General features: G+C 60.9%; 22 protein-coding genes. 10 read left to right on the forward strand and 12 right to left on the reverse strand.

Annotation, left to right across the window (positions count from 1 at the left end):
- Window positions 1-20: 20 nt before the first annotated feature.
- The 4 genes from trxB to I5L03_RS03630 all read left to right on the forward strand — a co-directional run bounded on the left by trxB (window position 21) and on the right by I5L03_RS03630 (window position 2186).
- Window positions 21-992: a thioredoxin-disulfide reductase gene (trxB, locus tag I5L03_RS03615; RefSeq protein WP_197920311.1), complete on the forward strand. Its 972-nt coding sequence runs from the start codon at window positions 21-23 to the stop codon at window positions 990-992.
- Window positions 993-997: 5 nt separating this feature from the next.
- Window positions 998-1453 (forward strand): MaoC family dehydratase, encoded by a 456-nt coding sequence (locus I5L03_RS03620; protein ID WP_197920312.1) that lies wholly within the window; start codon window positions 998-1000, stop codon window positions 1451-1453.
- Window positions 1450-1851: a hypothetical protein gene (locus I5L03_RS03625; RefSeq protein ID WP_197920313.1), complete on the forward strand. Its 402-nt coding sequence runs from the start codon at window positions 1450-1452 to the stop codon at window positions 1849-1851. Before I5L03_RS03620 ends, I5L03_RS03625 begins: the two co-directional genes overlap by 4 nt.
- A 104-nt stretch (window positions 1852-1955) precedes the next feature.
- Window positions 1956-2186, forward strand: coding sequence for a hypothetical protein (locus I5L03_RS03630; RefSeq protein ID WP_197920314.1), 231 nt, complete (start codon window positions 1956-1958; stop codon window positions 2184-2186).
- 9 nt (window positions 2187-2195) lie between these two features.
- On the opposite strand, the gene I5L03_RS03635 is transcribed toward I5L03_RS03630, so the two are convergent.
- Genes I5L03_RS03635 through hisC form a run of 3 tightly spaced genes read right to left on the reverse strand, consistent with a single transcriptional unit; the run spans window position 2196 to window position 4994 of the window.
- The gene (locus I5L03_RS03635) at window positions 2196-2963 is read right to left on the reverse strand and encodes an enoyl-CoA hydratase (protein WP_197920315.1); all 768 of its coding nucleotides are present in this window, start codon (window positions 2961-2963) and stop codon (window positions 2196-2198) included.
- A gap of 26 nt (window positions 2964-2989) precedes the next feature.
- On the reverse strand, window positions 2990-3895 hold the full coding sequence (locus I5L03_RS03640) for a prephenate/arogenate dehydrogenase family protein (RefSeq protein WP_197920316.1): 906 nt from the start codon (window positions 3893-3895) through the stop codon (window positions 2990-2992).
- Window positions 3882-4994 carry a histidinol-phosphate transaminase gene (gene hisC, locus I5L03_RS03645; RefSeq protein WP_197920317.1) on the reverse strand — a complete coding sequence of 371 codons (1113 nt, stop codon included), beginning with the start codon at window positions 4992-4994 and terminating at the stop codon, window positions 3882-3884. Before hisC ends, I5L03_RS03640 begins: the two co-directional genes overlap by 14 nt.
- A gap of 74 nt (window positions 4995-5068) precedes the next feature.
- On the opposite strand from hisC, the gene metX reads away from it, so the two are divergent.
- Window positions 5069-6172 carry a homoserine O-acetyltransferase MetX gene (gene metX, locus I5L03_RS03650; protein WP_197920318.1) on the forward strand — a complete coding sequence of 368 codons (1104 nt, stop codon included), beginning with the start codon at window positions 5069-5071 and terminating at the stop codon, window positions 6170-6172.
- The gene (metW, locus tag I5L03_RS03655) at window positions 6169-6759 is read left to right on the forward strand and encodes a methionine biosynthesis protein MetW (protein WP_197920319.1); all 591 of its coding nucleotides are present in this window, start codon (window positions 6169-6171) and stop codon (window positions 6757-6759) included. Before metX ends, metW begins: the two co-directional genes overlap by 4 nt.
- Here metW and I5L03_RS03660 read toward each other — a convergent pair.
- The 6 genes from I5L03_RS03660 to I5L03_RS03685 all read right to left on the reverse strand — a co-directional run bounded on the left by I5L03_RS03660 (window position 6756) and on the right by I5L03_RS03685 (window position 11568).
- Window positions 6756-7250: a VTT domain-containing protein gene (locus tag I5L03_RS03660; protein ID WP_197920320.1), complete on the reverse strand. Its 495-nt coding sequence runs from the start codon at window positions 7248-7250 to the stop codon at window positions 6756-6758. The genes metW and I5L03_RS03660 overlap by 4 nt on opposite strands.
- A gap of 84 nt (window positions 7251-7334) precedes the next feature.
- Window positions 7335-8168 (reverse strand): S-formylglutathione hydrolase, encoded by an 834-nt coding sequence (gene fghA / locus I5L03_RS03665; RefSeq protein ID WP_197920321.1) that lies wholly within the window; start codon window positions 8166-8168, stop codon window positions 7335-7337.
- A complete protein-coding gene (locus I5L03_RS03670) occupies window positions 8168-8563 on the reverse strand; it encodes a VOC family protein (protein WP_197920322.1) in 396 nt (131 codons plus the stop codon). The genes fghA and I5L03_RS03670 overlap by 1 nt, the downstream gene beginning before the upstream one ends.
- A gap of 9 nt (window positions 8564-8572) precedes the next feature.
- Window positions 8573-8911 carry a hypothetical protein gene (locus I5L03_RS03675; protein ID WP_197920323.1) on the reverse strand — a complete coding sequence of 113 codons (339 nt, stop codon included), beginning with the start codon at window positions 8909-8911 and terminating at the stop codon, window positions 8573-8575.
- A 109-nt stretch (window positions 8912-9020) separates the two neighbouring features.
- Window positions 9021-10127, reverse strand: coding sequence for an S-(hydroxymethyl)glutathione dehydrogenase/class III alcohol dehydrogenase (locus tag I5L03_RS03680; RefSeq protein ID WP_197920324.1), 1107 nt, complete (start codon window positions 10125-10127; stop codon window positions 9021-9023).
- Window positions 10128-10137: 10 nt separating this feature from the next.
- On the reverse strand, window positions 10138-11568 hold the full coding sequence (locus tag I5L03_RS03685) for an NAD-dependent succinate-semialdehyde dehydrogenase (protein WP_197920325.1): 1431 nt from the start codon (window positions 11566-11568) through the stop codon (window positions 10138-10140).
- A gap of 132 nt (window positions 11569-11700) precedes the next feature.
- Here I5L03_RS03685 and I5L03_RS03690 point away from each other — a divergent pair, with 132 nt between their 5' ends.
- From I5L03_RS03690 to I5L03_RS03705, 4 genes are all read left to right on the forward strand, one after another.
- Complete coding sequence (locus I5L03_RS03690; RefSeq protein ID WP_234035006.1) at window positions 11701-12051, forward strand: hypothetical protein; 351 nt, start codon at window positions 11701-11703, stop codon at window positions 12049-12051.
- Window positions 12052-12106: 55 nt separating this feature from the next.
- Complete coding sequence (locus I5L03_RS03695) at window positions 12107-12778, forward strand: glutathione S-transferase family protein (RefSeq protein ID WP_197920327.1); 672 nt, start codon at window positions 12107-12109, stop codon at window positions 12776-12778.
- Window positions 12779-13046: 268 nt separating this feature from the next.
- Window positions 13047-13457 (forward strand): peptide-methionine (R)-S-oxide reductase MsrB, encoded by a 411-nt coding sequence (gene msrB, locus I5L03_RS03700; protein WP_197920328.1) that lies wholly within the window; start codon window positions 13047-13049, stop codon window positions 13455-13457.
- A gap of 116 nt (window positions 13458-13573) precedes the next feature.
- A complete protein-coding gene (locus I5L03_RS03705) occupies window positions 13574-15838 on the forward strand; it encodes a transglycosylase domain-containing protein (protein ID WP_197920329.1) in 2265 nt (754 codons plus the stop codon).
- 93 nt (window positions 15839-15931) lie between these two features.
- On the opposite strand, the gene I5L03_RS03710 is transcribed toward I5L03_RS03705, so the two are convergent.
- The 3 genes from I5L03_RS03710 to hflK form a co-directional block, all read right to left on the reverse strand.
- Entirely contained in the window at window positions 15932-17464 is a 1533-nt protein-coding gene (locus I5L03_RS03710; RefSeq protein WP_197920718.1) for a Do family serine endopeptidase, read from the reverse strand.
- A gap of 159 nt (window positions 17465-17623) precedes the next feature.
- Entirely contained in the window at window positions 17624-18493 is an 870-nt protein-coding gene (gene hflC, locus I5L03_RS03715; protein ID WP_197920330.1) for a protease modulator HflC, read from the reverse strand.
- A gap of 1 nt (window position 18494) precedes the next feature.
- A complete protein-coding gene (hflK, locus tag I5L03_RS03720; protein ID WP_197920331.1) occupies window positions 18495-19646 on the reverse strand; it encodes a protease modulator HflK in 1152 nt (383 codons plus the stop codon).
- Window positions 19647-19754 lie beyond the last annotated feature (108 nt).

Genomic DNA, 19754 nt, shown 5'->3' on the forward strand with positions numbered 1-19754 from the left:
AAAACCGATTCGAGACAGATATGACTACGCACAAAACCCGCATGCTCATCGTCGGCTCCGGCCCGGCAGGCTATTCCGCCGCCATCTATGGCGCGCGCGCCGGGATGGAGCCGATCGTGGTGCAGGGCCTGCAGCCCGGCGGCCAGCTAACGATCACCACCGATGTCGAGAATTATCCCGGCTTTGAAGATGTGATCCAGGGCCCGTGGTTGATGGAGCAGATGCAGAAGCAGGCCGAACATGTCGGCACCCGGATGATGTGGGACACGATTGTCGAAGTCGATCTGGAAGGCGGATCGCCGTTCAAGGCAATCGGTGACAGCGGCGATGAATATATCGGCGATGTACTGGTGATCGCCACGGGCGCGCAGGCCAAGTGGCTCGGCGTGCCGGGCGAGCAGGAACTGGGCGGCAAGGGCGTGTCCGCCTGCGCCACATGCGATGGCTTTTTCTATCGCGGCAAAAAGGTCGCGGTAATCGGCGGCGGAAACACGGCGGTTGAAGAGGCGCTCTACCTCACCAACCATTCGGATGATGTGACGTTGATCCACCGCCGCGATGAGCTGCGCAGCGAAAAGATCCTGCAGGACCGCCTTTTCGCCAGCGAGAAGATCACGCCCTTGTGGAACAAGACGGTCGAGCGTTTTGTCGAAGGTGAGGACGGCAAGCTGCACCACCTCGAACTGCGCGACACGCAGACCGGCGAGCTCTCAACGCTCGAGGTGGACGGTGCCTTCGTCGCCATCGGCCACGCGCCTGCAACCGAGCTGTTCAAAGGCAAATTGCCGATGGACGATGGCGGATATTTGCTGGTCGAACCCGGTACGCCCAAGACTGAAATCCCCGGCGTGTTCGCTTGCGGCGATGTGATGGACCATACCTACCGCCAGGCAGTGACCGCTGCGGGCACAGGCTGCATGGCGGCTCTTGATGCAGAACGCTTCCTTGCCACGCTGGAGCATGCAGCGAAGATTCCCGAACCGGCGGAATAATAGCGGTGAGCCAGCTTTATCTCGACGATCTGTCGGTTGGCGACACATTCGAAAGCAGCGAATATGAAATGACCGAGGATCGGATCACCGCCTTTGCGCGCGATTACGATCCGCAGGTCTTTCATACCGACCCCGAGGCAGCGCAGGAGACCTTCTTCGGCGGGCTCGCCGCGAGCGGCTGGCACACGGCGGCTGTTACCATGCGGCTGATGGTGGAATCGGTGCCTTTCGCCAATGGGACGATCGGCGCGGGCGGCGATCTGCGCTGGCCGGAGCCTACGCGCCCTGGCGATCGGCTGCGGCTGCTGACGTGGATTGAGGAGATTATTCCTAATCGCTCCAAACCCGGCCGCGCGCGCATCGTCGTGCAATGCCGCACGCTCAACCAGCATGATGCGTTGAAGCAGGAATTCCGGCCGAACCTGATGGCGTGGAAGCGCGGCGTGGATCCGCAGGCATGAGATCTTGGCTGGCTCTTATCGTGCCCTTTCTGCTCGCAGGGTGTGCGCATCAGGTGAGCGAACCTGTGGAGCCGTTGTTCCTCGGAGCGGATACCTATCCTGCCGACTTCTACTATGGGAGTTATGCAGCGCGGGGCAGCCAGCAGTGCGACAGGGGGCTAGGTCAGGCCGCTGAACGCGATTTTCAGCGCTATTTCGGATATCGCTTCGACAGGGCAATGGCTGCATATGTAGAACGATATGGTCCAGCACCTGACCCGATCATCCTCACAATCTGCCGTCGCTGGAGCGGCTCCGATGCAGCGTTCTTCCGTGAAAAACGCGAACTCAGGCGCGAGTTTGCACTTTGGCTCGCCCGCGTAGAGGTGGGCATTGAAAGCTGGTCTGACATCCCCTGATTTTGCGCGGCGGGATCAGAATCGCGCCTTTGTGCATTCTACCTCACATCACAGCGGGCAAATCACCGGGTGAGATGCACGCGCACGCAATCAGGGAAGTCCGCGTGAACGACAACGAATTGCTCAACCAATATCGGCATTCCGCCAACAATTGCCGGCAGATGCTCAAAGCGGTCGATCGCAAGCTCGCGGCTGCGCTCGATTGCCTTTATAAAAATGATTACGATTGCTGCCGCACCAAGCTGGAAGAGCTGACCACGGCTCTGCCCGAAGCAATGGAAATCATTGCCCACGAAAATGACGAGCAGCGCGACTCTGGCGAGGCGACCGGGTAGGCTGCGCAGCTAAGAGCGCGAGAAATCGGGCGCCCGCTTCTGCATGAAGGCGGTGAAAGCCTCGCGCGCTTCCTCGCTTTGCAGGCGCTGAGCGAAGATCGCAATCTCGGTCTCCATGGTCTCGGCGATCGTCTCGCGATCGCGCATCAATGCCTTGCTCGCCTGCACCGCGCCGGGCGGAAGGGCAGCGATGCGCTGCGCGGCATCGCCGACTGCGTCGTTCAGGCCTTCGACTGGAACGATCGCATTGGCAAGCCCGCTGGCCAGCGCTTCCTCAGCCGCAATCGCTTCGCCCATCGCCATCATGGCAAAGGCTCGCTGGTGGCCAATGGCCGAAGGAAGCAATTTGCTCGATGCGGCTTCCGGAACGAGGCCGAGCGTGGCGAAAGGTGCAGTCAGCTTCGCATCGTCAGCCAGCACGACGTAATCGCAATGAAGCAGCATCGTGGTGCCGATGCCGACAGCGCGGCCCTGCACGCCTGCCACCAGCGGCTTGGTACTCGTGCCGAGCAGGCGAATGAAGCGGAACACGTTGGCCCTGGTGATGTCGCCGCCGCTCGCCGCGACCATGAAATCACCGATGTCATTGCCCGCGCAGAACATTTCGCCATGCCCGCGGATCACGATGACGCGCACCGCCTTGTCGTCCTGCGCGCCCTCAATCGCATCTGCCATCGCGCCATACATGGCATCGGTCAGCGCGTTTTTCTTGTCCGGCCGGTTCATGGTGAGGGTGAGGATGCCGCCATCCTGCGTAATGGAAGTATGCTCGCTCATCGCTCTCTCCTAATCGTGTTTCCGGCCTAACTGTGTTCACGGCCAAAGTCGGGCCGCGCATCATCCTGTCCCTGTTCGAGAATGCCCCGGCGGATCGCGCGGGTGCGGCTGAACAGGTCGAACATGGCATCGCCATCTGCGGCTTCGATGGCATCGCGCATCGCGCCCAGATCGCCAAGGAACCGGTCCATCATTTCCAGCACGGCATCCTTGTTGTGCAGGAAGACATCGCGCCACATGGTCGGATCGCTGGCGGCGATACGGGTAAAATCGCGGAAGCCACCGGCGGAATATTTGATGACCTCGCTGCGGGTCACATCCTCAAGATCGCTCGCCGTGCCCACGATGGTGTAGGCGATGAGGTGGGGTATGTGGCTGGTCACCGCGAGCACCATGTCGTGGTGCTCGGCATCCATGATCTCGACCGTTGAGCCGAGCCTGCGCCAGAAATCGCCGAGCGCCTCCAGCTTGCTCGCATCCACACCATCGGGGGGAGTGATGATGCACCAGCGCTTTTCGAACAGGCTGGCAAAGCCCGCTTCGGGGCCGGATTGCTCGGTGCCTGCAACAGGGTGGGCTGGAATGATAGTATGATCGGGCAGAGTTTCCGCAAGCGCATGGGCGACGCGCTGCTTGGAAGAACCGACATCGCTGATCACGGCATCGGGAGCGAGGCCGGGTGCGATGGCCGTGGCCGCCGCGCGCATCGCCCCAACAGGCACGCACAAAACCACGAGGTCAGCACTGCGCACCGCCGCTGCCGGATCGTCAGCAATCGCGTGGCAAAGGCCCAGCTCGCGGGCTTTTTCCCGCACCGCAGGATCGGCATCGAAACCAGTTGTGTGTACATCGGGCAGATGCTTGCGCACCGCAAGGCCGAGCGAGCTGCCGAGCAGCCCCAGTCCGATAATCGCGACGTTACGAAACGCCATTCGCCTCGCCCGTTAGCTCTGCAAGCACATCGGCGATCCGGTCCATATCCTCTCGCTTGCCAATAGTGATGCGCAGGCAATCGCCAAGTCCCTGCCCGGGCAAGTGCCGCACAGCGTAACCGGCATCGGCAATGGCGTGTAGCGCCTGTTCTGCGGTTACTTCTCCCGAGAAGCGCACCAGCGAGAAATTCGCCTTGCTCGGAATAGCCGTAAGACCGTGATTGCCCAGCGCCGCGATACGCTTTTCAAAGCGTGCAAGTTCGGCATTGTTATGATCACGGCTTCGCGCAACGAAGTCCTGATCCGCCACCGCAGCCACCGCAGCCGACTGGCCCGCCAATGTCACGTTGAACGGACCGCGGATGCGATTGAGTGCGTCGATTATATGCGGCGCGCCGGTCGCCCAGCCAATCCGCTCGCCCGCCAGCCCGTAAATCTTGGAAAAAGTGCGGGTGACCAGCACGTTTTCATGGGCGGCTGCGAGCGCCATTCCGCCATCATCCTCCCCCGGCTCAAGATATTCGGCATAAGCCTGATCGACTACCAGCAGCACATCGGCGGGAAGGCCTGCATGGAGGCGCGCGATCTCGTTGGCTGGCAGATATGTGCCGGTAGGGTTGTTGGGATTGGCGATAAAGACAACGCGCGTTTTGTCGGTCACCGCCGCCAGCAGCTTGTCGACATCGGCGGTGTAGTCGGTGTCGTTTACTTCCACCGGCGTCGCGCCGCAGCGCTTGGCGGCGATATCGTAAACCGCGAAGCTGAAGCGGCTGAACATCACTTCATCGCCCGCGCCGGCATAGGCTTGCGCGGCAAGGTTCAGCAGCTCGTCGGAACCCGTTCCGCAGACGATGCGCGCCGGATCAAGGCCGTGCAATTCGCCCAGCGCCTCCCGCAATTCGCGCGCATCCGGGTCCGGATAGGCATTGGGCAGGGGCGCCGCAGCGCGCGCTTCCAGCGCAGCCGCAGAGGAGCCGAGCGGATTTTCATTCGCCGAAAGCTTCACCAGCGGCTTGCCGTCCTTGCCCGAGCTTTTGCCCGGCACATAGGCATGGATCTGCGCGACATAGGGCTTCATTTCTGGACGTTTCGCAGTCATGCGCGTGGCGATAACGCCGTTGCTCTTCGATTGACAGTAGGCAAGGCCTCGCCCAAGTCGCTTTTTCTCTGATTATGGCCAGCCAGACCGCCCTTTCCGTTCAGAAGGTGACCCTGCCGAAAGCGCTCGCACTCGATAGCGGGCGCGAGCTTGAGGGCGTGGAAATTGCCTATGAAACGCATGGCGATCTGGCGGAGGACAAGGCGAATGCGATCCTGATCTTCCACGCGCTGACGGGTGACCAATTCGTGGCGAGCGAGCATCCGGTGACGGGCAAGCCCGGCTGGTGGGAACGGATGGTCGGCCCCGGCAAGCCGATCGATACGAGCCGCTACCATGTGATCTGCGCCAACGTGCTGGGCAGTTGCATGGGCTCCACCGGGCCTGCGAGCACTAGCCCCGGCGGCGCGCCCTATGGGATGGACTTTCCGGTCATCACCATTCGCGACATGGTGCGCGCGCAGATGGCGCTGCTCGATGTGCTGGGGATTGAAAAACTCCACGCAATTGTCGGCGGATCGATGGGCGGGATGCAGGCGCTCAGCTGCGCGGCAAACTTTCCGGAGCGGACAAGCCGAGTGCTCGCTATCGCGACCACCGCGCGGCACAGCGCGCAGAATATCGCCTTTCACGAAGTGGGGCGGCAGGCGATCATGGCCGATCCCAATTGGCAGGGCGGGGCCTATTACGGCGGTGAGACACCTGACAAGGGCCTCTCCGTCGCGCGCATGGCGGCGCATATCACCTATCTCTCCGAAGCGGGGCTGACCGAGAAATTCGGGCGGCGCTTGCAGGACCGTGATGCCAAGAGCTTCGGCTTCGACGCCGATTTCCAGGTCGAAAGCTACCTTCGCTACCAAGGCATCACTTTCACCGATCGCTTCGATGCGAACAGCTATCTCTACATCACCCGCGCGATGGATTATTTCGACCTGGCAGAGGAAGCGGGCGGGAAGCTCGCCGATGCCCTTGCGGGTGCGAAGGACACCCGCTTCTGCCTCGTCAGCTTCGACACGGACTGGCTCTACACTACCGCCGACATGCGCGAAGTGGTCCACGCACTGAACGCCGTCGCCGCGCCGGTGAGCTTTGTGGAGCTTTCTGCGCCATACGGACACGACAGCTTCCTGCTCGATGTCCCCGCGCTCGACCGCGTGGTGAAGGGCTTCATCGGATGAGCACCTTGCGCCCCGACCTCGCCAAGATCGCCGCCAATGTGCCGCAGGGTGCACGCGTGCTCGACGTCGGCTGCGGCGATGGCGCGCTGATGGCGGAATTGCGCGACGCGAAGAGCGTCGATGCGCGCGGGATCGAGATCGAGGCGGAAGAGGTCGAAAAGGCCGTCGCACGCGGGCTGAGCGTGGTGCAGGGCGATGCCAATCGCGACATCATGGATTACCCCGATGCCGCTTTCGATGTGGCGATCCTCAGCCAGACTTTGCAGACGGCGCAGCGGCCCGATTTCCTGCTCCACCAGCTGCTGCGCATCGGTCGCACCGCTTTCGTCAGCTTTCCCAATTTCGCCTATTGGCGCATGCGGATGGCGCTGCTGCTCGGCGGCAAGATGCCGGTCGTCCGGCACCTGCCGGTGACTTGGTACGAGACCAAGAATATCCACCATCTGACGATCCACGATTTCGAGGATCTCGCCGACGAGATGGGCATCGCTATCGAGGATAGCTGGTTCTTCGTCGGCGGCCGCGAAATTGGCGGATCAAACGCCAATTGGCGCGCCGAACATGCGGTTTTCAGGCTGAGCCGTTAGAGCATCGCCAGCCCGCTGCCCGCGAGTGCAGCGATCGTAAGGACGGGCAGCATTCCGGCAAGGCTGGCGATTGCAAAGGCTCGCGCTGTCATGGGCGTGGGCGCAGCGCCTGCCGTAATCAGCAGATGCGGAACGCCGCCAAAGCGCGCGGTGGCGACGTAAATGGGGCCGCGTTTACCCAGATGCTGGGAAACAAGATCGAGCCGCTTGCCGAACCGCATCTTCATCCGGTCACCGAGCCAGTAGCGTGTAGCGAGGAACAGCACATGACTGCCGAGCAGCGCGGCGAAAAGGACTATAAAGAGTCCGCCAATGCCGAACAGCAGGCCGGAGACAAATGCCGTCGGCGTCATCGCCCCAGGCACGGAAAATAGCATGATGCCAAAGGCGATCAGCGCGAGCATGGCTGGAGCCGCGATGTCGCCATAAGGCGTCGCGGCCAATCCCTCTATGATGCCGAGGGGCAACCATGAAGGCGCGGTAAAATCCATATTACTCCAGCGCGGAATTGCCGTTGCAGTTCCTTTATATTCGCCGGAAATTGCGGAATGGTTTCAGCCTGGTGTCGAAAAGCCTCAGGCTTTCAGATGCTCGGCATGCCACGCGATGTGATCGGCGATGAACGTGCTGATGAAGAAAAAGGAATGGTCGTATCCGTCGTGCAGGCGGATATCGGCCTCCATACCGGCTTTCTCGCACGCTTCTGCAAGCAGATGGGTCTTCAATTGCTCGACCAGGAAATCATCCGCCATGCCTTGCTCGACCCGCAGGTGATCGAGCCGCGCGCCTTCTTCGATCAGCGCGCAGGCATCATATTCGCGCCATGCGCTCCGGTCATCGCCCAGATAGCCGCCCAGCGCCTTTTCGCCCCACGGGCAATTGAGCGGTGAGACGATGGGAGAGAATGCCCCGGTCGAGCGGAAACGGCCCTGATTGCGTAAGCTCACGGTCAGCGCGCCATGCCCGCCCATCGAGTGGCCGGTGATCGCCTGTCGCTCCATATCGAGAGGGAAATGCTCGGCGACCAGCGCGGGGAGCTCCTCTTCCACATAGCGGCGCATGTGGAAATGCTTGGCCCACGGGTCTTGCGTGGCGTTGACGTAAAAGCCTGCGCCCTGTCCGAAATCATAGGTTTCGTCGTCCGGGACATCCTCACCACGCGGAGAAGTGTCAGGACAGATAAAGGCGATCCCATGCTCGGCGCAGGCCTGCTGGTAATGCCCCTTCGTCATCGCATTTTCATGCGTGCAGGTGAGGCCGGACAGCCACCAGAGCACCGGCAGCTTCGCACCTGCCTCGTGATCGGGAATATAGATGGCAAAGGTCATCGGCGTGCCGGTGGCGGCACTGTCATGCCGCCAGACTTGTTGCTCGCCGCCGAAGCTCCTGGTGGTGGAGACCTGTTGCATCAACCGGCGCGGTGGATGCCGCAGATCTTGTGACCATCCAGGTCGCGGAAATAGCACAGGTGCAGAGTGCCGAGTGCTCCGCCATCGCGCGGTCCGGGCGGGTCTTCGATGCTCGTGCCGCCAGCGGCTACGGCCGCATCGTGCAGCGCCTTCACCTGCTCGGGCGAATTGCAGCGCAGGCCGATCGTCGAGCCGTTGGCGCAACTGGCAGGCTCGTCATTAATCGGGTTGGTGAGGATGAGAATGGAGCCGTCATGATTGAACAGGGCGCGGGTCTGGCCGGTGGCATTTTCATGCATCATCGGTGCTCCGGCACCCAAAACGCCGAGAACTTTCTCATAGAATTTTACGGATTTTTCCAGATCGTCCGTGCCGATCATTACGTGACTGAACATGTATTTTCCCTAATCTTGATTTTGAAATGCTCGGAGGTCGAAAAGCCGTGTTTCTGTCGGCTCAAAGCTCTCGATTTGGCGGATCGTCATCTTTCCCGGATAAAGTTCGCTTCTAGCAGAGTAAGGCTCGTAATCTGCCCGTATCGTCAAGCGCGCTGCCCGGCGATCAAAATGCATTTCGGTGAGGGCGAAAGAAGAGAACTCTTCCCAAAGTGGGTCGTCTCTAATTTCGAAAGGGGTGTCGATCCCGTAAACGGAATCGGAGCAGTTTTCGAAAAATGCCATCTGGCCGTGCTGGTCGAAAAAGAACAACACGTTTGAAATGCGAACGTCTTGAGCTGCTTCCAAGGGGCTTGTGCAAGGGTCGAATCCCAGGTCAGACCGAACGTCCGTGCTCTCGCAGGCGACGCATGCGAGTGTAGCTGACAAGCCCATCAGTCTTACGAACCCGAGCAATTTAATACACCACCACGCTGCGGATGCTTTCGCCCGAATGCATCAGGTCGAAGCCTTTGTTGATCTCGTCCAGCGTGAGTGTGTGGGTAATCATCGGGTCGATGGCAATTTTGCCGTTCATATACCAGTCGACGATCTTGGGCACGTCGGTCCGGCCTTTCGCTCCGCCGAACGCGGTGCCGCGCCAGTTGCGGCCGGTCACCAGCTGGAACGGGCGGGTGGCAATTTCCTTGCCCGCCTCGGCCACGCCGATGATGATGCTGGTACCCCAGCCCTTGTGGCAGCATTCCAGCGCTTGGCGCATGACATCGGTATTGCCGGTGCAGTCGAAGGAGTAGTCCGCTCCGCCATCGAGCATGTCGACAAGGTGCGCGACCACATCCGACGTTTCCTTTGGATTGACGAAATCGGTCATGCCGAATTTCTCGCCCCATTCCCTCTTCGCCGGATTGATATCGACGCCAACGATGCGGTCCGCGCCCGCCATCTTCGCGCCCTGGATGACATTGAGGCCGATCCCGCCAAGTCCGAACACCACGACATTGTCGCCGGGCTGCACCTTCGCGGTATTGGTGACCGCGCCAACGCCGGTGGTCACGCCGCAGCCGATATAGCAAGAGGTCTCAAACGGCGCATCCTCGCGGATTTTCGCGACCGCGATTTCAGGCAGGACGGTGAAGTTCGAAAAGGTCGAACATCCCATATAGTGGTAAATCGTCTCGCCCTTGTACGAAAAGCGGCTGGTGCCGTCCGGCATCAGTCCCTTGCCCTGCGTTTCGCGGATGGCGCTGCACAGGTTCGTCTTGCCCGAAAGGCACATTTTGCACTGGCGGCATTCAGGAGTGTAGAGCGGGATCACATGGTCGCCCGGCGCAACGCTGGTAACGCCAGCGCCCACTTCTCGCACCACGCCTGCACCTTCATGGCCCAGCACGCTCGGGAACAGGCCCTCGCTGTCCAACCCATCGAGCGTGTAAGCGTCGGTATGGCAGATACCCGTTGCCATTATTTCAACGAGCACTTCGCCCGCCTTTGGCCCTTCGAGGTCAAGCTCGACAATCTCAAGCGGCTGTTTCGGCGCAAATGCGACCGCGGCACGGGTTTTCATGCGTCTCTCCTCAGCCTTCGTGAACGGTTTTGGGCACCATGCAGGCGCGCACGCCTTCGGGACCGTCTTCGCTGCCATAGCCCGACCATTTGACGCCGCCGAATGGCGCATCGACGGTCGAGACGCTGCCGCCATTGATGGCGAGCATGCCTGCTTCGACCTCGGCGGCAAGGCGGCGGCGGCGGGCGGGATCGTTCGTCCACGCATAGGCGGCAAGGCCATAGGGAAGGCGGTTCGCTTCTTCGATCATCGCCTGTTCGCCTGCCATCGGATTGAGGATGGCGACGGGGCCGAAAGGCTCTTCATTCATGATGTCGGCATCGGTGGGCACTTCAGCGAGCACCGTGGGCTGGTGAAAGAAGCCCTGATTGCCGATCCGCTCTCCGCCGGAAAGCAACGCGCCGCCAGCATCCTGCGCCTGTGCAATCAGCTTGCCGACATTCTCGCGCCCGCGGGAATTGGCCATCGGTCCCATGTCCGTGCCTTTTTCGAGGCCATTGCCAACCTGCATTTTTCCGACCCGCTCGACAAAGCCATCGCGGAATTTGCCGAATACATCCTCTTCGATGAGGAAGCGTGTGGGGCTGACGCAGACCTGGCCCGCATTGCGGTAAGCGCCGGGGGCCATGGTATCCAATGCCTTGTCGATATCGGTATCGTTGAAAATCAGGACGGGGCCGTGGCCTCCCAATTCCATGGTGGTGATCTTGAGATCTTCTGCCGCGAGCTTGGCGAGATGTTTGCCGACGGGGGTGGATCCGGTGAAAGTCAGCTTGCGGATGATGGGGGAGCCGAGCAGGTGCTCGCTCACATCGCTTGGTACACCGAATACGCATTGCACCACTCCGCCGGGCACGCCTGAGTCGAGCAGTGCCTGCACCACGGCGATGCCCGAAGCGGGCGTTTCCTCGCTCGGCTTGACAATTGTGGAGCACCCCGCCGCAAGCGCGCCGCCGATCTTGCGCATCACATTGATCGCGGGAAAATTCCACGGGGCAAAGCCTGCGACAGGGCCTACGGGGTGATACTGCACTTCCACGCGGCTGCCTTCCGGGCGCACCAGCGTGCGGCCATAGGTGCGCTTGGCTTCCTGCGCGTAAAATTCCAGCAAATTGGCCGAATACATGAACTCGCCGCGCCCCTCGGCCAGCGTCTTGCCCTGTTCCATCGTCAGGATCGTGCCGAGATCGCTCGCCCGTTCGCGCAGCAAATTTGCCGCTTTTGTCAGGATCGCGCAGCGCTTGTCCGCGCTCGTCGTGCGCCATTCCTTGAACCCGCGCTCGGCTGCTTCGAGTGCGCGGTCGAGGTCGTCTGCCGTCGCGTGCGGCAAGGTTCCAAGCACGTCCTCTGTAGCAGGATTGATAACATCTTCGGTCTTGCGGCCATCGCCGCTGATCTGTTCGCCATCGATAAGCAGGTGAAGCGTGGGGTAATCAGTCATGGTTTCTCCTTGAAACGCATATCCTCTCCCAACGCTGCACCTTCAAGCGATTTCCCCAAATCGATGGAAATAGATTGGACGCCGCGTGATCGTGAACTTGCCGTTCATCCTCAGCAGGTCATAATATCCGCCATGCTATCGATCCTTGCTTCGCTCGTTCTTGCTGTTTCACCGCTGACTGCCACGGCGCAGGAGGATTTGCCTCAGCTGTCTTTGGAGCACCGGATGCTGGCGCGCTGTTCGGCGGCCTTCGCTCTGGTGGCTGAGGGGCAGTCCAACGGCAATGCCGCCGCGCTGCGCTATCCCGATATTCGCGAAAGCGGCAGCGAGTTCTTTGTGCGAGCAGGCGCGCGCCTGATGGATGAAGCGGGCCTTTCGCGCGAGCAGCTTACCGTGCTGTTTTCCGCCGAAGCGCAGGATTTATGGGACAATGACACGCTCGACGATGTCATGCCCGCGTGCCTTTCCATGCTTGATACTTAGCGGGAATTCCCCGCTGGACCGGGAACCACGCATGGGGCAATAGCGATGGTCACATATGTGGCACCTCTATCACTTCCCGCTCTGTCCATTCAGCCGCAAGGTTCAGCTCGCGCTGGGTGAGAAGGGTTTGGGCTATGAATTGGTGCCGCTTTACCCGTGGGATGCGGACCCGAATTTCCGCCAATTGAACCCTGCAGGCCGGGTGCCGGTGCTGCACGATCCGACCAAGAATTTCGCGCTGATCGATAGTCAGGCGATTTGCGAATATCTGGACGAGACCGAAAGCGATCGCCCGCTGATCCTCGGTTCGGCGCGATCGCGAGCGGAAATCCGGCGGCTGGTGGCGTTGTTCGATGAAAGCTTCTTCGGCGATATCACCGGGCCGCTGCTCGTCGAGAAGATGAAGAAGCGGTTGGTCCTGCGCCAATCGCCGGACAGCAAGGTACTCCGCCATACGCAGCGCCTGCTGCACGATCACCTCGATTACATCGACTGGCTGATCGACAATCGCCGCTGGCTTGCCGGATCGCAGCTGAGCCTGGCGGACTTCACCGCTGCTGCGCAAATCTCCGTGGTCGACTATTTCGGCGATATCGATTGGAAAGGTCATGACAGCGCGCATGGCTGGTATCGCGTCATGAAAAGCCGGCCCAGCTTCGCACCGTTGCTTCGCCAGAAAATGGAAGGCCTGCCGCCTACGCGACAATATGCGGATGTGAATGCGTGATTGGTTTTGCGAAGCCGCATCCGCGGCTTCGTCCTCGCTAGATGCGCTCCGCTACGCTGCGCGCCCGCTGCGGGCGGCCGTTCGGCCTTGCGGGCTAGTCGCCCGTGCTCCGCGTTCCTATATAGATGAAGCTCTCGTATCGCTGGCCGCAGGTCAGCGACAGCGAGCAACCGCGAACCCCCGCAGGTGCCGCGTAGGCGGAACGTAGTCCCGCCGGAGCGAATAGCACCGAGGACGCGCGCCCGGATGGGCGTGCGAAAGGAGAAAAATGACCGAGAAACTCAACCTTACCGAAGCCGAATGGCGCGAGAAACTGACGCCGGAGCAGTATCAGATACTGCGCGAAGGCGGCACGGAGCGTGCCTTCACCGGTAAGTATGAAAAGAACAAGGATGAAGGGCTGTACAAATGCGCCGCCTGCGGATTGCCGCTTTTTCCGTCCGACACAAAGTACAATAGCGGCTCCGGCTGGCCGAGTTTCACGGCGCCGACGGATCAGGACAATGTCGAGCTGAACAAGGATATGTCGCACGGCATGGTCCGCACGGAAGTGGTCTGCGCGCGGTGCGAAGGGCATTTGGGGCACGTCTTCCCCGATGGGCCCGGCCCGGAAGGCCTGCGCTATTGCATCAATTCCGCCTCGCTCGATTTCGAGCCGCAGGAAAAAGCGGGCGATTGAACGCTGTCAGGCGTTCACGCCGGGTTACATTTATCCTATGCATAATCCTGAGTTGCGAGGATAAAGGGTGGCTGCGTGCACGCAGCGTTTCGCCCAAAGAGGGAATGTAAGGTCTGATGGCCAGACGCAGGGGCAGTGGCTCCAAGAAGAGAGGCTACCGTTCGCGCAAGGCAGCGGCAGAGGCGCGTCAAGCGCGCGCTGGCGGCTGGAAGTCGGCGCTTTGGACGTGGACGAAGCGCGGCGCGATAGCCTGTGTCGCCATTGCCTTGATCGGCGCGATCGCGCTCTTCACCTCTGTCTATTTCGCGGCGCAATCCATGCCGAGCTATTCGGAGCTTCGTCAAAGCCAGACGGGGCAGACCATCCTTGTCCGCGCCCGCGATGGCTCGCAAATCGTGGAACTGGGGCCAAGCTACGGACAATGGCTGGAAGCCGATGAAATTCCGCAAGTGATGAAAGACGCGATGATCAGTGTGGAGGATCACCGCTTCTATTCGCATTTCGGCATCGACCCGATCCGCACGACAGGAGCGATCATCGAAGGTGTGTTCGGGGAGGACCGTATCGGCGGAACCTCTACCATCTCGCAGCAGCTGGCGCGCAATGTCTTTCTTAATTCCAACCGCACCATGGATCGCAAAGTGCGTGAAGCCATTCTGGCGCTGGCGCTGGAATGGAATTTCACCAAGGATGAGATTCTCGAGCTGTATCTCAACAAGGTGTATTTCGGCGGCGGCGCTTACGGCATCGATTCCGCCAGTCGCAAATTCTTCAGCCATTCCGCGCGTGAGCTTTCGCTCGAGGAAGCGGCCATTATCGCCGGCCTTGTAAAAGCGCCCAGCCGTTATTCGCCCACTGCCGACATTGATGCTGCGGTCAGCCGCGCCAATGTCGTGATCGGGCAGATGGTGCGGTATGGCGATCTCGATCCGGCCGTGGCGCGGCAGGTGAATGTCGACGCGGTAAATCTTCGCGAAGAAGTCGGGCAGGATTCGATTCGCTACTTCACCGACTGGGCGCTGCCGCAGCTCGACCTGTTGCTGCCGAGCGGTACGTTCGAGCCGATCGAGGTTTGGACCACGCTCGATGTCGGAATGCAGCGCGCGGCAACTACGGCGGTGCAGAGCAATGTGCCGGAAAGTGCGCAGGGTGCGCTCGTCAGCCTGGACCGCGACGGGGCCATTCTCGCGCTGGTGGGCGGGACCGATTACGTGACCAGCAATTATAACCGCGCCACCGATGCGATGCGGCAGCCGGGCTCGTCCTTCAAACTGTTCGTCTATCTCAGCGCTCTGGAATCAGGCTATACGCCGGATGACATGGTGGTCGATACACCGGTCACTATCGAAGGCTGGTCCCCGCGCAATTCCAACGGGCGCAATGTCGGCGAAATCGACGTACGCAGCGCCTTTGCCTATTCGACCAATACGGTCGCGGCGCAGCTCGGCAATGAAGTGGGCTTTTCCAATGTTGCCAGCATGGCGCGGCGGTTTGGCATCACGACGCCAATTTCGACATTCCCGTCCATGGTGCTCGGCTCATCCGAAGTTCGGTTGATTGACATGACGCGCGCGTTTGCGGCGGTATCTGCAGGCGGGGAATCTATCGAGCCCTATGGCATTTTGCGCGTGACGACGGCTGATGGGGATGAGTTGTATCGGCATGAGAATGCGCGCAGCTATCGCCTGGTCCCCGATTACGTCGCGGCCGGAATTACGGATCTGCTGCAGACGGCCGTCGCCACCGGCACCGGCCGCGCGGCGCAAATCGGGCGCCCTGTTGCAGGCAAGACGGGAACCACAAGCGAGAACCGTGACGGCTATTTCGTTGGTTTTTCCAGCGGGATCACCACCGGTGTCTGGATGGGGCGCGACGACAATGGCCGCGTGGGCGGATTGGGCGGGGGCACTGCTCCGGCGCGAGCCTTTGCATCCTATATGCGCTATGCCGTGCGCGATCGGCCGGTCGAGGAATTCGACACCGATTTGCAATTGCCGGACTGGCAGCTTGAGCCCGATGACGAATATTATTTCGGCGAAGAAGGCGAATACTACTATTACATCGATGAGCAGGGCAATCTGGTCGAGCCGGGGCGCAGCGAGCGGATCGGCAATGGCGAATTCGATCAGGAAGGCGAGAGGCGAGAGCCGCGTGATCCACTCGATCCGCGTGGCATGGATCAAGAACGCGGCGGCGAACGTCCCAGCGTGACTACGGGCAATCGCCCATCAAACAATTCGGTCAACCGTCCGGCGGAAGAAAAGCCGCCTGCCGCAGCGAGTGATGATTTTCTCGAGCGTGCGACAGGGCGCGAAGTTCCGGATGATCGGCCTCGTCAGCGACGTTCCGACGAAGCATTGGTGAACGAACGGCGCGACTAAACGCCCGAGCGCAGAATTAGAAAACCCGCTTCCCGGCGTTGTGCTGGGAAGCGGGTTTTCTATTTGCAGCCGGACTTCTGCCAGCCTGCGAGATCAGTCGTTCAAACGAACCGGGATCGACTGTGCCGGACCGCCACGAGCCTGGACGCGCAAGAGGATCGCGCCGCGTCCGGCGTCGCGCGCATCGGCAATAACCGCTTCAAGATCGGCAAGGCTCTCAACCTCTCGACCATTTGCACGGCTGATTACCACGCGGCGCTGCAGACCCCGGCGGGCGGCATCGGAGGATGGATCCACGCTCACGATGGCAAGTCCGGTGGTGTCTGGCGAAATGCCAAGCTGGCGGGCGATGTTCGGATTGATCGCCACTGCGCGAATACCCAGCGCTTCTTCGATCATGCTGCTGCCATCACCATCGCTGGGCGCCGCTTGATCGTCATCATCCTCATTCTGGAACATCTGCTGCTGGCGCATTTCTTCCGCGCTTGGGCGGCGGCCAACGGTCACGTTCACGCTGCGACGCTCGCCATCGCGGATGAAAGTGACAGGCACCGTCGTGCCCGGCGCGATATTGGCGACAATGTAGGACAGGGTGTTATCCGGCGTGATGGTTTCGCCATCTACGGTCAGCACCACATCGCCTGCGCGCAGGCCCGCGCGTTCGGCTGCTTCATCGGGCTGGACCATCTGGATCAGCTCGCCGCGATCATCCTCGATCCCCAGCGCCTCGGCAATGTCGTCATTCACCGGCTGAATCTGCACACCGAGATAGCCGCGCAGGATTTCTTCGCCCGAAATCAGCGACGCAACGATGGGTTCTGCATCCTCCGCCGGAATGGCGAGGCCGATGCCGACGCTGCCGCCAGAGGGTGAGAGAATGGCATTGTTGATGCCGATCACATTGCCCTGCATATCGAACAGCGGACCGCCCGAATTACCGCGGTTAATCGCAGCGTCGGTCTGTAGATAGCGATCGAAGGCGCCGCCTTGGCCGGTGCTGCGATAGACCGATGATACGATACCGCTCGTCACCGTACCGCCGAGGCCGAAGGGATTGCCGATGGCGATGACCCAGTCACCCACGCGGGCTTGGCTGGAATCGCCGAAGCGCACGAAGGGGAAGGGCTCTGGGCGGCTGATCTTGAGCACTGCGAGGTCGCTCTGCGGATCGGTGCCGACCACTTCGGCCTCATATTCACGCCCATCGGGCAACGTCACCGTCACCTCTTCCAGCGTCGCCTGAACGCGGCCATTGCTTTGCGGCGCGACCACGTGATTGTTGGTCACGATGAAGCCATCGGCGCTCACGATGAAGCCTGAACCGAGCGAAGTCGCTTCGCGCGTCTGTGGGCCGCTGGGTGCGCGGCGGCGGTTGAAGAACTGGTCGAACGGGCTTGCCTGCTGCTCCACCGTGATAGACTGGCGGGTGGAGATATTGACCACTGCGGGCTGCAGAACTTCGGTAAGGTCGGCAAAGCTTGCCGGTGCCCCGTCCACAGGAACGGCGTCCTGGATCTGGATTCGATCGTTCTGCGCAACCTGCGCGCCGGCGGGGTAGCCGGTGATCATTGAGATGGCGGCACCGCCGATCAGCAATGCCGTTGTGATGCCGTAAGAATAGCGCACTGGCTTCACGTCCTTTATTCCTCTTTGTTGTGTCCGTTCAGGGCAAACTTCTTCGCCCGTGAACGCATGGGTCCCTCCGATGTTTCCAGCCGATCACGGCTGAATACCTCTTTAACGACATTTGTAGTCGAATGCCGTCTAAGAAGCTTGGACCGAGTATCAGCGGCCGCCGCGGAACTGGCGGAGATATTCATTATCCGGACTGAGGACGACAGAGCTGTCACCGACGTTCTCCGAACTCTCGCCACTCTGCACAGGGCCAAATGTCCGGCGATAGCTCTCCATGGCGCGGTAGAAATCGTAAAAACCGGGGTCCTGATTGTAAGCTTCGGCGTAAATCTGTGCGGCATTGGCTTCTGCCTCTGCGCGAATGATTTGCGCATCGCGGCGTCCACCTGCACGGATGGTTGCTGCTTCTTCTTCACGTTCGGAACGCATACGCTCGAACGCAGCGTTGAGCGGACGGCCTTCGGGCAGGTCGGCACGCTTGATGCGCACATCGATAATCTGCGCGCCGTAATTGCGCGCCTCGGTGTCCAGCGTGTCGCGGATGTTGGTCATCGCACTGCCGCGCTCCGCCGTCAGCAGGCTTGCAAATGTCCGGCGACCAAGTTCCTGCCGCAGCGCCGAGCTGAGGATCGGTTCGAGCTGATCGGTCAGAGTTTCTTCGTTTCGCGCACGCTCCACGAAGAGCACTGGATCGAAAATGCGATAGCGCGCGTAAGCGTTCACTTCGAGACGCTGCTGGTCATTCGACAAGACGGTTTCGCCTTCCATGTCGAGATCGAGGATGCGGCGATCGACCATCTGCACACGCTCATAACCCGGAATGCGCCAGGAAATGCCAGCGCCTGTCGCACCGAATTCCTGAGCGGGGTCGAAGCGATTGATCACGCGGACGGGCTCACCTGCGCGGATCACCACGCCCTGCTGCGTTTCGGGCACGATGACAATTGTGCTGAGCGCAATGATAATGAAAACGGCGATAGCGATCAGCGCCGCTTTCTGGTTTTGCCAGAGCTTTTCCATCTTACTGGCCTCCCTGCGGGCTTGCGGAGAGCGACGACGCTCCGCGCGCGCGCTGGTTGATTTCGGGCAGCGGCAGATAAGGCGTTACGCCATCCGTCTCGATAATTGTCTTGTCCGTGCCGCGAAGCACGGTTTCCATTGTCTCGTAATAGAGGCGGCGACGCGTCACTTCAGGGGCGAGTCGATACTGCTCATAGATTTCATTGAATTGCGCCGCGTCACCCTGTGCCTGCGCGAGGAGCTGCTGTTCGTACCGGCGTGCTTGGTTCAGCAGCTGCTCACGGTTCTGGCGTGCGGCCAGCACGTCGTTAAAGGCATCGATCACTGCCTCAGGCGCTTCCGTGCGGTTGATATCGACGCCATCGACAGCGATCCCGGCACCATAGGCATCGAGAAATTGTTGCATCCGCGTGCGAACCCGCAGCTGCGTCTGCGCGCGGCCTTCACCCGACAGGATATTGTCGAGCGTGGTCTCCGCCACCGCTGCACGCATCGCCGATTCCGCGGCCTCGCGCAGTGTATCTTCAGGATCTTCCAATTCGAAGCGATATTGCACCAGATCGCGTACGCGCCAGCGCACGAGATAGGACAGGTCGACAAGGTTCTGGTCACCGGTCAGGATCAGGTTCTCACCCCCGCCATCGCCGATGGTCAGGCGGCGGATTTCATCGGTGTTTTCGATATCCACCGTCTGGATCGGCCACGGAGCGGTGAAATTCAGGCCGTCGCTCATATCGCCGGCATATTGACCGCCGAACCAGGTCTTGAAGCCTTTTTCGGAGGGGTCGACGATATGCAGCGATGTCGCGAGGACCCAGACACCGGCAATCGCTGCCAGCGCGACCGGAAACCAGCTCTTGCCGCCGGGGCGTTGCGGGATGCGGAAAGTAGGACCTCCGCCTCCACCGCCGCCGCGGCGCGGACCTTCCGGCCCGCGGTTCTTGAAAATATCCTCAATATTCGGGCCACGGCGGCCGCCATTATTGCCGCCTCCGCCGCCGCCACCGGGAAGCCACGGGTTGCGCGGACCATCCGATCCGCCATTGCCGGAGCCTTTGCCGCCGGACGGCGCATCGCCATCGCCGGAGTCACCTCCGCCCGATCCGCTGCCGCCGCTGGAGGACTTGCCCCAGGGGTTGCGTTTGCCGGCCATAGCCAAGCCAATTCTCTCGATAAAACCGCCCAATCGTTCCATACACTCTTCTATAGGTAGCTGTTTTGCAAAAAACAGGGGGTAGCGCGCAGCAAAATTGCTGACCTG

The sequence above is a fragment of the Aurantiacibacter sediminis genome (assembly GCF_016019885.1).
GTDB classification, from domain to species: domain Bacteria; phylum Pseudomonadota; class Alphaproteobacteria; order Sphingomonadales; family Sphingomonadaceae; genus Alteraurantiacibacter; species Alteraurantiacibacter sediminis.

Coding starts and splice junctions, on each gene's coding strand:
- I5L03_RS03670 (WP_197920322.1), bottom strand. CDS start 8,563: ATGTTCAGTCACGTAATGATCGGCACGGACGATCTGGAAAAATCCGTA.
- I5L03_RS03640 (WP_197920316.1), bottom strand. CDS start 3,895: ATGGCGTTTCGTAACGTCGCGATTATCGGACTGGGGCTGCTCGGCAGC.
- fghA (WP_197920321.1), bottom strand. CDS start 8,168: ATGCAACAGGTCTCCACCACCAGGAGCTTCGGCGGCGAGCAACAAGTC.
- I5L03_RS03690 (WP_234035006.1), top strand. CDS start 11,701: ATGCTATCGATCCTTGCTTCGCTCGTTCTTGCTGTTTCACCGCTGACT.
- metW (WP_197920319.1), top strand. CDS start 6,169: ATGAGCACCTTGCGCCCCGACCTCGCCAAGATCGCCGCCAATGTGCCG.
- trxB (WP_197920311.1), top strand. CDS start 21: ATGACTACGCACAAAACCCGCATGCTCATCGTCGGCTCCGGCCCGGCA.
- I5L03_RS03660 (WP_197920320.1), bottom strand. CDS start 7,250: ATGGATTTTACCGCGCCTTCATGGTTGCCCCTCGGCATCATAGAGGGA.
- I5L03_RS03625 (WP_197920313.1), top strand. CDS start 1,450: ATGAGATCTTGGCTGGCTCTTATCGTGCCCTTTCTGCTCGCAGGGTGT.
- I5L03_RS03705 (WP_197920329.1), top strand. CDS start 13,574: ATGGCCAGACGCAGGGGCAGTGGCTCCAAGAAGAGAGGCTACCGTTCG.
- I5L03_RS03695 (WP_197920327.1), top strand. CDS start 12,107: ATGTGGCACCTCTATCACTTCCCGCTCTGTCCATTCAGCCGCAAGGTT.
- I5L03_RS03685 (WP_197920325.1), bottom strand. CDS start 11,568: ATGACTGATTACCCCACGCTTCACCTGCTTATCGATGGCGAACAGATC.
- hflK (WP_197920331.1), bottom strand. CDS start 19,646: ATGGCCGGCAAACGCAACCCCTGGGGCAAGTCCTCCAGCGGCGGCAGC.
- metX (WP_197920318.1), top strand. CDS start 5,069: ATGGCCAGCCAGACCGCCCTTTCCGTTCAGAAGGTGACCCTGCCGAAA.
- I5L03_RS03635 (WP_197920315.1), bottom strand. CDS start 2,963: ATGAGCGAGCATACTTCCATTACGCAGGATGGCGGCATCCTCACCCTC.
- hflC (WP_197920330.1), bottom strand. CDS start 18,493: ATGGAAAAGCTCTGGCAAAACCAGAAAGCGGCGCTGATCGCTATCGCC.
- I5L03_RS03680 (WP_197920324.1), bottom strand. CDS start 10,127: ATGAAAACCCGTGCCGCGGTCGCATTTGCGCCGAAACAGCCGCTTGAG.
- msrB (WP_197920328.1), top strand. CDS start 13,047: ATGACCGAGAAACTCAACCTTACCGAAGCCGAATGGCGCGAGAAACTG.
- hisC (WP_197920317.1), bottom strand. CDS start 4,994: ATGACTGCGAAACGTCCAGAAATGAAGCCCTATGTCGCGCAGATCCAT.